Source organism: Jeotgalicoccus psychrophilus DSM 19085, from assembly GCF_000425845.1.
GTDB classification, from domain to species: Bacteria; Bacillota; Bacilli; order Staphylococcales; family Salinicoccaceae; genus Jeotgalicoccus; species Jeotgalicoccus psychrophilus.
On record NZ_KE384466.1, the window covers coordinates 1 to 11312 of the forward strand.

An 11312-nucleotide genomic window follows, 5' to 3' on the forward strand; every position below is an offset into this window, starting at 1 on the left:
AATTTCTATAAAGCATATGGGGAAAGTACAATACCGAAAAGGTACGATAAGATAATGGATGAAATAGATTTAAAAAGAATTAAGACACATGAGTTTCGACATTCACATGCTTCTGATTGTATTAACCGGTTAAGGATGGATCGCGAAACTTTAGCAAAACGCTTAGGACATTCTTCATCAATTACAATCGAAAAAATATATGGTCACTTGTATCCGAGCACAGAAAAAGATGCCATTTTAGACCTTTAAGGGGTCAGAAAGGGGTCAAACGGGGGTCAAGACAAAAAGAAAAGGCTCAACCACTAGGGTTAAGCCTTGTTTAGCGGAGATGGAGAGATTTGAACTCTCGCGCCGCGCAATGCGACCTATGCCCTTAGCAGGGGCACCTCTTCAGCCACTTGAGTACATCCCCATATGGCTCCACAGGTAGGACTCGAACCTACGACCGATCGGTTAACAGCCGATAGCTCTACCACTGAGCTACTGTGGAATAGTATGTATGTTTCAATCGAACAAGATTTATTATAGCAATGAACGTTAATTAAATCAACAGCAAACTTAATAATTGTTAAGTAAAATTTACATCATTGATAAATAATTAAACATTTACTCATTATATTCACTAGATTTTATTAATTTGATCAATCCCGCGCATGTATTTTAAATAAGTATCCCGCGCTGCTTCATTAATATACTGCATTTCTTGATGCTGATGTTCATAAGCGAGTTTTGGTGTTTCATCCTTACGGTAAGTTTTTTCTTTAGCCAGATTAAATTTATAGTGCAGCTTCACCGCATTTAAATACTGATTGTTAAATGAACTGTATGAAATATTAACTTCCATCTCTTCATTATTTTCAAATTTAACTTTTGTATTGCCATTATAATCATAATAACTGTCAATATATCTTAAATTAAACCAGCAGTTTTCGTTAACACGGTCCGAGTGTGTACAGAAATATATATATGAACCAAATAAATCTAAAATAATCGGATGCTTTGATCGTATACCAGATAAACTTCTTGTTAAGTCTTTACGTGATGCGTAAGTCTGAAAATGATATTTACAATTATGTTCCAATATTTTATTAGGAATGGAAAGACATTCTATAGGCTCCCCGTAAAGTTCCCCTATTACACTTTCAGTATAACGCCCGAGTGACTTAGCAACAATGTACATCGTTTCATCATTAATAATATAATGCTGTCGGCTCATATTTTCCCCCTTGTATTTATTATTACAATCAATATAACACAGAATATTTAAAATGTTAACTAATAATGTTAAATGTTGCCTATTGTTTAAAATCAGCATATAAAAGTTAATTATCAGAATACATAGAACTTCGATTCTCATTATCATTGACCTAAATGAGAATGTATTATATAATCTGATTAAAGATAGTTTCGAGAGGGGTAATTTATTATGGGTAGACCAGTTTATCCTGCAAATCAATTAAGAGGCTTCATCAACACAATTAACGATTTATCAGCAGATCTTGTTTTGCAAGAATCCATACACCATTTCAATGTAGAATTATATGAAGCAAAAATAGAAGAATCACTCATAGAGAAAAACGAAGAGAAATTCATGAAGTACACTGCTTTACTAAAAGAATTGTAATAGATGTACATATAGAAAGAGCACAGCCCCGCTACGGCTGTGCTTTTTTTATTTGCCTGTGCAGTAATATCGCTATTGGTCTACCTTGTTAAATCGACATCGTCATCCAAACACTTCCGGACTACCTTGTTAAATCAACATCGTCATCCAAATGCTTCCGGACTACCTTGTTAAATCAACATCGTCAACCAAATGCTTCCGGACTACCTTGTTAAATCGACATCGTCAACCAAACTCACACACACCCTCACAAACACGAAAAAACCGGCACTCCTCAGCGCCGGCTTTCCAAAATAAACTCTTATGATATCAAATCCAAGAACTCTTCTCTCGTAATACGTCCTAAATAGTGGCTGATATCCACATCTTTAATTGCTTCTTCAATGTGCTCACGGTTATGCTCCACACCGATCAGCAGATTCTCAATATCCACGACTTCTCCGACTCCGAAAAAGTCGCCGAAGATTTTCGCATGTTCGATACGCCCGCTTTTGACTTCCAGTCTTACGTCTAGCAAACCGGCAGCAAATTTATGTGAGTTGTCGTAGTTGTATTTAGGGTTTTTGCCGTAGTTCCATGCCCACGTCTGGTATTTTTCTTCAGACAGCTGGTTAATTTTCGCCCAGTCGTCGTCTGTCAGTTTATATTCTTCAACGTTTTCAAGTCCGCCGAAAATTTTTGCAAGAATTCTCTCTTTAAATTCTTCGATATCAATTTTCTCATCTAAATAGTCGTTAATATTCCCAACTCGTGCACTGACCGATTTAATTCCTTTTGACTGTATTTTCTTCGGATTCACTTTCAGCGCATTCTGCACTTCTGATATATCACTTTCAAGCATCAGTGTACCGTGAGAGAACATACGCCCCTTCTGTGTGAACATCGCGTTTCCTGATACTTTTTTGCCGCCTGCGATTTCAATGTCGTTGCGTCCTGACAGTTCAGCGTTTACGCCCATTTCTTTTAATGATTCTACGATCGGCTGCGTGAATTTTTTAAAGTTGTGGAAGCTGTCGCCGTCGTCTTCTGTAATGAAACTGAAGTTCAAATTTCCTTCGTCATGGTATACTGCGCCCCCGCCTGACACCCGTCTCACAACTTTAATGCCGTGTTCTCTAATGTACGGTTCGTTAATTTCTTCAATTGTATTCTGATTTTTACCGATAATAATCGACGGCTGGTTTACATAGAATAAAAAGTAAGAGTCATCCGTTGGAATTTCTCTTAATATATATTCTTCCATCGCCAGATTAATCATCGGATCTTTGATGTCATTGTTTGAAATAAACTTCATTGTATTTCCCCCTGCTACATAATATAAGACCTGCCTCTATTATAATAGAAACAGGTCTTAAAATCATATTTTACTTATTCAATATTTTTTCTGCAGTGTTTTTCGCAGTCTGCACACAGTCAGGAAGCCCGACTGCGTATTGTGATGCACCGATTAAGTGCAGTCCCGGATAATTTTCCGCAGCATATTTTTGAATATCATCGATGATATACTTATGTCCGACAAAATAGTTCGGCATCGCATTCATCATCCGCGTAACGATAGTGAATTCAGGTTCACCGTCCAGCTCCATGATTTTATCCAGATCCTCGCGTGCCAGACGGACGATGTCTTCGTCTGATTTCTCATGTACGATAAAGTCCCCGGGACGGCCTACATAAGCACGCAGCAGCGCTTTACCATCCGGTGTGGAGTGTTCCCACTTCTTATTCGTCCACGTACACGCAGTAATCGATGTGTCCATGTTGCGGCTGATTACGAAACCTGTGCCTTCAATCGAATTTTTCACCTGTTCAGCATCAAATGCCATCACAACTGTCGCAACACTTGTTGCTTCCATATGCTTGAAGTATTCAAATTCCTTATCTTTAAACCAGCGTTTGTACTGGAAGTGAGGCGTCGTAACGATGACTTCATCATAATGATGCGTTCCGCCGCCTGCCGTCAGCTCGTAGCCGTCAGCAGTTTTTTCAATCTCAGTCACATCAAAATTAAAGTGAATCTGTCCGCCGCGCTTTTCGTTTTCACTGACCAATCGGTCGATAAACGACTGCAGTCCATTTTTGAACTGCAGAAAAGCACCGGTTTTTGTCTTCGGAGCCGCAGGCTTATTTTTCTTCTCTGCCATCAGGCCCTTCATCAGACTGCCGTGTTCCTCTTCTGTCTCTTTAAAGTTCGGATACGTCGACATTAAGCTGAGCTTATCGATATCTGTACCGTATACTCCGGCTAAGAGCGGTTCAATCATATGTTCAAGTAGGTCGTTACCGAAACGTGCACGGAAAAACTCCCCCACCGAAATATCTTTATATAACGGCATGGCAGGCTTAAAGAAATCCAGTCCTGCACGCAGTTTCCCTGCCCACGACACTAAATCGGTAGTTAAGAGCGGAGACAGCTCCATAGGTACGCCGAGCATCGTGCCCTTCGGCACCGGTGACAACTTATTTTTTGCATAGATATACGCCTGCCCCGTCTGGTTGCGGACCAGTGTGTCACCAAGCCCCACTTCTTCAGCCAGCTCTGTCATGACTTCTTTACGCGCTAAATAAGACTCGGGTCCGAGTTCGATTGTGTAACCGTCACGGATATGAGTATTTACTTTACCGCCGGCGCGGTCCGACGCTTCGTATAAATCGACTGTCAGGTCTGTTCCGTCTTTTAAAAGATAATGCATTGCCGACAATCCTGTGATTCCTGCACCTACTATCGCTACTCTTTTCACTCTTAACGCCTCGCTTATTACAATTTAATTAATTCGTTCACCATAGCCTGAATGAAACGTGAATCTGTATTCGGCATATTCGGTCTGTGGTAGACCGCACCGATTTCGTCAGTCACAACTTTACATTCGTAGTCGTTATCGTATAACACTTCTAAATGCTCGCATACAAAGCCGAGCGGAATGTACACGAAATGTTTAAAGCCGTGTTCTTTATATAATTCACGTGTTAAGTCCTGAACATCCGGTCCAAGCCATGGATCCGGCGTGTTGCCTTCCGACTGCCAGCCGATGAAGTAATGACCGCTGTCAAAACGTGCTTGAATTAAATCTTTTGTTGCCTCAAGCTGACCCGGGTATGGATCGTTATGTTCTTTAATCTTCTCAGGAAGACTGTGCGCGCTAACAACAATCGCAGTTTTATCCGCTTCGTCAGCAGGAATTTCTTCTTTGAAAGTCGTTTCAAGAGCATCCACCCAGAAATCGATAAACGGCTTCTGTTCGAAGAATGACTCTACAGATTTAACAGTAATGCCGTATTTCTCCGCTTCTTCAGCTGCACGTTTGTTATATGAACCGACAGAGAAATTTGAATAATGCGGTGCAAGCACCACGCTGTAAATTTCTTTAATGCCGGCGTCGCTGATTTCTTTAACAGTGTCTTCGATAAACGGGTGAATATGCTTCAAACCGATAAACAGTTCGAACTCATCATCACTTTGTTCATTTAGAGCATTTACCAGAGCTTCCGCCTGGCGTTTTGTAGTATCTGCTAAGGGCGAAATTCCGCCGATTGCTTCATAGCGGTCTTTTAAGTCCTGCAGTGCTTCTTCACTTGGCTTTCTGCCACGTCTGATATGTGTGTAGTAAGGCTCAATATCCGATTCTTTATACGGTGTACCGTATGCCATAACTAATAGTGCTTTTTTCTCTGCCATTTTCAAAATCACAATCCTTTACTGTGTGTGTGTACTAATTCTGTCAGTCGTTTTAAAACGTCCGGATCTACTTCAGGGAAGACACCGTGGCCAAGGTTGAAGATATGTCCTGTTCTGTTTCCTTCTTCAACGATTTTCTTTGCACGTTCTTCTATTACTGACCAGTCCGATAATAATAACGCCGGGTCAAGGTTACCCTGCAATGCTTTCGTAATACCTAAATCACGAGCTTCTGTAATCGACATTCTCCAGTCGAGTCCAAGCACGTCACTGCCGAGTTTATCCCACTCAGTTGCTAAATGGCTCGCGCCGATACCGAAAATAATCACCGGTACGTTTTGTGCTTTAACCGCATTAATAATTTTTTTCATGCCAGGTGCAAGATAGAAGTTGTAGTCCGCTTTATTAAGCGCACCGCCCCATGAGTCAAAAATCTGAATGACACTTGCGCCTGCTTTAATTTGTGCTGTTAAGTAAGTAATGCTTGTCTCAACTAGCTTATCCATTAATTTGAACCACAATTTCGGGTTCGAATACATCATTGTTTTCGTACGGTGATAGTTTTTAGATGGTCCGCCTTCTATCATATAGCTTGCAACTGTAAACGGTGCACCGCAGAATCCGATAAGCGGGACATTTAATTTTTCCTGCGTTAAAATCTGTATTGCTTTGTAGACGTAGTCTAAATCCTTAAACGGATCCAGTTCTCCAAGATTTTCAACGTCTTGTTCAGTACGGATAGGATTATGTATTACAGGTCCTACCCCGGACTTGATTTCAACATCAATACCGATTGGTGCCAGCGGTGTAATTATATCTTTATAAAGCACTGCCGCATCGACATTATAGTTATCTACAGGTGTAGCCGTGAGATAAGCAGTAAGTTCAGGCTGTTTTGTAATTTCAATTAAAGAATATTTTTCTTTAACTTTTAGATATTCCGGCTGCGAACGCCCAACCTGTCTCATAAACCAAACTGGTGTATGTTCTGTCTTTTCTCCGCGTGCTGCTCGAATGAGTGTATCATTAAACACAGTGGTACCCCCTAATATTTATATGTTCATACATCTACACATTTTATCACATTCTTTAGAACAATTATTAATTAGACGCAAGTTGTCAAAAAAACGTACTATTTGAGATTTGTTTAACATTGTATGGTTTCAGGTATATACTGATTAACATAACTAAACAAGAGGTGAAGCACAGTGTATTTACACGCAACTACCGGGACGATTGATTTTCTCTCCTCCCTTCAGCAAAAACACCCTGATGTATCGATCAGTGCAAGAGGTCCGGAAGCAATTTTATATTATGAAGATAATAAAGAAAAATCGATTTTCTCCACTAACATGACTTATAAAGTGCTGAATGAACAGGGCTCGCTTGATGAAGCACTCCCATTATCAATGTTTTATATACCTGCTGCAGGAGATGGTACGCATTCCTTAAGAGGACATTTAAGCGATCTTTCTGAAGAATTAAGAGCAGTTAACGGCATTGTCTCATACAGAGTCGGCGTCAACACACGCGATGAGAATTACATCGTGCTGATTAAATGGGCGGACATGAGTATTTACAATGATTTTAAACATACCGATGTCTATAAAAACTATTTAACATCTGATTCATTGAAGAAGTTCCGCAATGAAGAATCGTTGTTCGGCGACTACTTATCATCGAAAACTTACTACAATATCGAAGACAATGAATATACTGAAGAAGAAAAAGAAGAACTCAGCGATTAATCGCTGAGTTCTGTTTCTTTTTTATAGATGGATTTTGATAATACTCTGTTTAACAGATAGCCCCACAAGGGGAAGGCCAGTGCATAGAAAAACTGCGCCGGATGCGTCACCGTGAACATAACTGCAAAAATAAGCGTAATAGCAAAGACGATTTTATGCGAATATCTGATATAACTGTCCTGAATATACGTCCGGGATACCGGCCATACTTTTGGCCATAGAAGATATGCCTGTGCTGTATATATTTGAGACATCTGCAGCACGATTAAATAAATGCCGAACAGACTGAATATCAGCGATACATACAAGTTGCCGATCCAGAACATAATAATAAAGAATAATACTATTATACGAAGCACAATCATCGGCAGATCGTGGTCTCGCATAAATGAACGGTAAAATAAATATTCGTACATATATTTTTTATTGAACTTATCAGCTTTTGGCACCCAGAGAAGGACATCCAAAATACGTCTTCGTTTAAATGCTTTGTCGATACGTTTAACATTCGTAAACATACTGACAGTCTGATAATACTGCTGCAGCGCTTCTTTTTCATACTGCACGTAGTTCAGCCATGACAATGTTTGAAATGAACTCTTCTTCATAATTACAGTAAATATAATAATAAAGAAGAGCCCTGCAATCATAAAGAACGGATTAACGAGCACCAGCATCAGCGAAATAAAGTTAAGCAGTATTAAAGCTGAAGTGACAGCCCATTTTGTATAATCTGTATTGACCGACAGGCGTCTGATATTAAAGGCGTTGAAATACAATAAGACTGCCAGTAAAAAAAACAGTAAAATCGATGTTAAATCGTGACCGATTGATAAGAGAATCAATACAGCAACAGATGCTGCTGCCGGCACAGCAAGACCGAGCGACAGACTGTAAATATCCGCCCGCTTAAAATAAGCAGCCATTTTCTTTTCGTAAGGCGGCAAGAAAAGCATATCCGCTTCTTTTAAGAGTGTACGATACTTCGGCAGCAATACTGCCGCCATTAAGAGCGCACACAGCGTGTCGATATACAGACTTGGACTGAGTGTCTCTCTTAAACCGAGCAGCGTATACAGAAGCACACCGGCCGCAATCATTAAGAATACGAGGAAGTGACTGTTAAAAATAAACTTGCCGTAATAGCTCCGTATTTTTACGTCTTCCTCCATGCGCGTATTAAACAGTTTACTGCTCATGACGTTTCCCGCCAGTCAGCTGGATATATACATCATCAAGTGTGCCTTCAGACAGCCCTGTCTGCTCTCGCAGCTCATCCAGTGTGCCGTCTGCTATTTTACGCCCCTGGTCGATAATGATATACCGGTCACAGTAGCGTTCCGCCGTTGCAAGAATATGTGTACTCATTAAAATCGACCGGTTTTTATCGCGTTCAGAAATCATCAGTTCAATTAACGATTCGATGCCGAGCGGATCGAGACCAAGGAACGGCTCGTCGATAATATAGAGTTCCGGTTCTACGATAAACGCACAAATCAGCATAACCTTCTGCTTCATTCCTTTTGAGAAGTGGCTCGGAAATGTATCTTCCTTATCATCGAGCCGGAAACGTTTTAAGAGCGGTCCTTTTCTCGCCTCTACTTCCTGTGGTGTTAACCCGTAAGCCATCGCCGTCATATTAATGTGTTCCCGGAGTGTCAGTTCTTCGTAAAGAATCGGTGATTCCGGAATATAACCCATATGTCTGCGGTACGCTTCAACGTCTGAGTCAATTGTTTTGTCCATTACTTTAATGTTTCCGCTGTGCGGCCTGAGCAGCCCGAGAATATGTTTAATCGTCGTACTTTTACCTGCTCCGTTTAAACCGATCAGCCCGATAATTTCACCGGCTTTAATATTGAAAGAGATATCGTGAATGACGGGATCTTTCGAATACCCGCCTGTAAGTTCATTAATTTCTAAGACCATCATCTGACTTCCTTTTAAATAATTCTAATTATTTGTATACTGATACTTAAGTAAAACTATATCATAAGTTTTTAATGGAGGATAATGAGATGAACAAGACAATTTTTGAAAAAATTATCGACAGAGAAATACCTGCCAATATTGTGTATGAAGACGACCACGTTATCGCATTTATGGATGCCTTCCCAATCGTTAAGGGGCATACGTTAGTCGTTCCTAAACAGCCGATTGAAAATATTTATGACCTGGATGCAGAAACAGGGGCGAAAGTAATGAGTGTCATTACGAAAGTATCTAATGCAGTCAAAGATGCATTTGAGCCTGCGGGCTTAAACGTAGTTCAGAATAACGGTGCTTACGCATCACAGTCAGTTTTTCATCTTCACTTCCATATTATTCCCCGTTACAAAGAAGAACACGATGGCTTCGGCTATAAATGGGTCAGCGTGGAAGATGATCGCAACACAGCGGAGATTCGTTCGGATGTTGAAGCGGCAATTAAAAATAAATTAAATGAATAATTAAGATTAAATCAGGGTATATTATATTTGAGATAAGGATGTGAATGAATTTATGAAACTTAAAAATATCGGTGTAGGATTCGCAGTCGGAATTACAGGCGGCATGCTCATATCCTTTTTAAATGCACCTAAATCAGGTAAAGAACTCCAGCAGTCATTAAAAACAGGTTCAAATGACTTAAAATCACAGATGGACCAGCTTAAAATCGAAGGAGAAGAAATTAAAAACTCTTTTCTAAAAACGAAACACGAATCAAGTGAAGTCTTCTCCACTCTCGGTGACGAAGTGAAATCGATGATTTCAAACTTCCAGGCGGATATTAATCCGAACGTCGAGAGACTGCAGGAGAATATTGAGATTATTTCGAATAAAGCTGATACTGCGATGTCGGAAGTACAAGGTAAAGATGAAAAAGATGACAGCGATAACAACTAACAGTTAAAAAACAGAATATTTACAATGGACGGTGTGTTTAAGTTTGTGCACCGTCCTTTTTATATGATATATTATGCCTTGTATATGAACCGGAGGGAGAATTTTCGAATGAAGAAGAAATTTGCACCATTTATAATAGGATTAGGTTTAGTAAGTCTTGCTGCCTGCAGCAATGAAGGTGAAGAAAATACGGATTCAGCTTCGACAGAAGAAGGCGGAGATGTAGAATTCGGCAGTGTTCTTGCTACGAGTGATGCAGGAGATATTACTGCAGACGACGTGCTGAACCAGATTGGTACTAATCAGGTTGCAAACCAGACTTTCCAATTAGTATTGGACAAAGTTTTAACTGATAAATACAGTGAAGAACTAAATATGGATGAGCTCAATGAGCAAATCGATGCTGAAATTGAACAATACGGCGGCGAGGAAAACTTCTCGATGATGTTACAGCAATCACAGCCGGGAATGACAGTCGATACATATAAACAGCAGCGTGTATCCAATGCACTAAATGATTTATACTTTGCTGATTACTTTGAAATCACTGATGAAGAAGCATTCGACAGTGTGAGAAAATCATCTCACATACTCGTATCATTCGCTGAAGAAGATGCAGAAGAAAGTGCTGCAGGCGCCGAAGGTGAAGAAGAAGAACCGGCAATGACTAAAGAAGAAGCAAAAGCAGAAGCTAATGATTTAAAAGCACAGCTTGATGACGGTGCAGACTTTGGTGAACTTGCTGCTGAGCACTCAGACGATACAGGAAGCGCACAGCAAAACGGCGAGCTCGGTTATGTAAGTGAAGGACAGATGGTTGAAGAATTCGAAACAGCACTATTCGAACTTGAGCCGGGACAAATTTCAGAGCCGGTCGAATCACAATTCGGCTACCACATCATTCTTAATGAAGATGTAACTCTTGAAGACACACCTGCAGAAGAATTAAGCACAATTAAAACACAAATTGTAAACAAAAATATCCAGGAAGATCCAAGCCAGGCACTGCAGGGCTACCGTGATCTCCTAGAAGAATACAATGTAGCATTTGAAAACGAAGAAATTCAGACGTACATTGAAGAAACATTCCTTAACGCTGACGAAGCATTAGAAAATGCACAGCAGCAGGAAGACGCTGCAGCTGAAGAAGAATCTGAAGGTGCTCCAACTGAGGAGAATGCTGAAGAAGAATCAGCAGATACTGAAGAAGACGCTGAATAATATTTGATATGAATTGACGCAAAGCCTATAGGCTTTGCGTCTTTTTGTTGTTGAAATACCACGGCGTTCCCCCGTTGTGAATCCAGCCCTCCCGGTTTACAACGGCGTTCCCCCGTTGTGAATCCAGCCCTCTCGGTTTACAACGGCGTGTCCCTGTTGT

Annotated in this window: 13 protein-coding genes and 2 tRNA genes; 6 read left to right on the forward strand and 9 right to left on the reverse strand. The window is 40.4% G+C overall.

Annotated elements, in window-relative coordinates; all coding sequences use genetic code 11:
* The coding region (locus tag H625_RS0112095; RefSeq protein ID WP_026860154.1) for a tyrosine-type recombinase/integrase at positions 1 to 249 on the forward strand (249 nt) is incomplete at its 5' end.
* Positions 250 to 323: 74 nt separating this feature from the next.
* Here the strand turns inward: H625_RS0112095 and H625_RS0112100 are convergent.
* The 3 genes from H625_RS0112100 to H625_RS0112110 all read right to left on the reverse strand — a co-directional run bounded on the left by H625_RS0112100 (position 324) and on the right by H625_RS0112110 (position 1216).
* Positions 324 to 412 (reverse strand) — tRNA-Ser (locus tag H625_RS0112100).
* Between the two features lie 3 nt (positions 413 to 415).
* Positions 416 to 490: transfer RNA gene (locus tag H625_RS0112105), tRNA-Asn, on the reverse strand.
* Between the two features lie 132 nt (positions 491 to 622).
* Positions 623 to 1216: a competence protein ComK gene (locus H625_RS0112110; RefSeq protein ID WP_026860155.1), complete on the reverse strand. Its 594-nt coding sequence runs from the start codon at positions 1214 to 1216 to the stop codon at positions 623 to 625.
* Between the two features lie 210 nt (positions 1217 to 1426).
* Between H625_RS0112110 and H625_RS0112115 the strand changes: the two genes are divergently transcribed.
* Positions 1427 to 1624, forward strand: coding sequence for an IDEAL domain-containing protein (locus H625_RS0112115; RefSeq protein ID WP_026860156.1), 198 nt, complete (start codon positions 1427 to 1429; stop codon positions 1622 to 1624).
* A gap of 301 nt (positions 1625 to 1925) precedes the next feature.
* Here H625_RS0112115 and lplA read toward each other — a convergent pair whose 3' ends face one another.
* The 4 genes from lplA to hemE all read right to left on the reverse strand — a co-directional run bounded on the left by lplA (position 1926) and on the right by hemE (position 6331).
* Positions 1926 to 2918: a lipoate--protein ligase gene (gene lplA / locus H625_RS0112120; RefSeq protein WP_026860157.1), complete on the reverse strand. Its 993-nt coding sequence runs from the start codon at positions 2916 to 2918 to the stop codon at positions 1926 to 1928.
* Positions 2919 to 2988: 70 nt separating this feature from the next.
* Positions 2989 to 4362, reverse strand: coding sequence for a protoporphyrinogen oxidase (gene hemY / locus H625_RS0112125; protein ID WP_026860158.1), 1374 nt, complete (start codon positions 4360 to 4362; stop codon positions 2989 to 2991).
* A gap of 17 nt (positions 4363 to 4379) precedes the next feature.
* The gene (hemH, locus tag H625_RS0112130; protein WP_026860159.1) at positions 4380 to 5297 is read right to left on the reverse strand and encodes a ferrochelatase; all 918 of its coding nucleotides are present in this window, start codon (positions 5295 to 5297) and stop codon (positions 4380 to 4382) included.
* 8 nt (positions 5298 to 5305) lie between these two features.
* A complete protein-coding gene (gene hemE / locus H625_RS0112135) occupies positions 5306 to 6331 on the reverse strand; it encodes a uroporphyrinogen decarboxylase (protein WP_026860160.1) in 1026 nt (341 codons plus the stop codon).
* A 174-nt stretch (positions 6332 to 6505) separates the two neighbouring features.
* On the opposite strand from hemE, the gene H625_RS0112140 reads away from it, so the two are divergent.
* On the forward strand, positions 6506 to 7045 hold the full coding sequence (locus H625_RS0112140) for a hypothetical protein (protein WP_026860161.1): 540 nt from the start codon (positions 6506 to 6508) through the stop codon (positions 7043 to 7045).
* On the opposite strand, the gene H625_RS0112145 is transcribed toward H625_RS0112140, so the two are convergent.
* Together H625_RS0112145 and H625_RS0112150 are read right to left on the reverse strand one after the other, a co-directional pair.
* The gene (locus H625_RS0112145) at positions 7042 to 8244 is read right to left on the reverse strand and encodes an ABC transporter permease (RefSeq protein ID WP_026860162.1); all 1203 of its coding nucleotides are present in this window, start codon (positions 8242 to 8244) and stop codon (positions 7042 to 7044) included. The genes H625_RS0112140 and H625_RS0112145 overlap by 4 nt on opposite strands.
* Positions 8234 to 8974: an ABC transporter ATP-binding protein gene (locus tag H625_RS0112150; protein ID WP_026860163.1), complete on the reverse strand. Its 741-nt coding sequence runs from the start codon at positions 8972 to 8974 to the stop codon at positions 8234 to 8236. Before H625_RS0112150 ends, H625_RS0112145 begins: the two co-directional genes overlap by 11 nt.
* Positions 8975 to 9063: 89 nt before the next feature.
* Between H625_RS0112150 and H625_RS0112155 the strand changes: the two genes are divergently transcribed.
* The 3 genes from H625_RS0112155 to H625_RS0112165 all read left to right on the forward strand — a co-directional run bounded on the left by H625_RS0112155 (position 9064) and on the right by H625_RS0112165 (position 11152).
* Positions 9064 to 9495, forward strand: coding sequence for an HIT family protein (locus H625_RS0112155; protein ID WP_026860164.1), 432 nt, complete (start codon positions 9064 to 9066; stop codon positions 9493 to 9495).
* 52 nt (positions 9496 to 9547) lie between these two features.
* Positions 9548 to 9931 (forward strand): YtxH domain-containing protein, encoded by a 384-nt coding sequence (locus H625_RS0112160; RefSeq protein ID WP_026860165.1) that lies wholly within the window; start codon positions 9548 to 9550, stop codon positions 9929 to 9931.
* A gap of 108 nt (positions 9932 to 10039) precedes the next feature.
* Positions 10040 to 11152, forward strand: a complete 1113-nt coding sequence (locus H625_RS0112165) for a peptidylprolyl isomerase (RefSeq protein WP_026860166.1) — start codon at positions 10040 to 10042, stop codon at positions 11150 to 11152.
* Positions 11153 to 11312: the final 160 nt, after the last annotated feature.